This window comes from Pseudoalteromonas sp. PSi26, from assembly GCF_054960575.1.
This window is the reverse complement of sequence record NZ_JBHNYT010000057.1, coordinates 1-266: the sequence shown is the minus strand read 5'-3', so window position 1 is coordinate 266 and position 266 is coordinate 1. Positions and strand designations below refer to the sequence as shown.

Here is a 266-nt window from a genome sequence, read left to right as displayed (position 1 = left end):
CCACACACTACATTCACTTCAGAAGTATACGTACTTTCTAAAGATGAAGGTGGTCGTCATACTCCATTCTTCAAAGGTTACCGTCCACAGTTCTACTTCCGTACAACTGACGTAACAGGTGACGTACAGTTACCAGAAGGCGTAGAAATGGTAATGCCTGGTGATAACATCAAGATGACAGTAACTCTAATCGCACCAATCGCGATGGATGAAGGTCTTCGTTTTGCTATCCGTGAAGGTGGCCGTACTGTAGGTGCTGGTGTTGT

1 protein-coding gene is annotated in these 266 nt (G+C 45.1%); it reads left to right on the top strand.

Annotated elements, in window-relative coordinates; all coding sequences use genetic code 11:
• The coding region (locus tag ACFI34_RS18815) for an EF-Tu C-terminal domain-related protein (RefSeq protein WP_462674604.1) at positions 1-266 on the top strand (266 nt) is incomplete at both ends.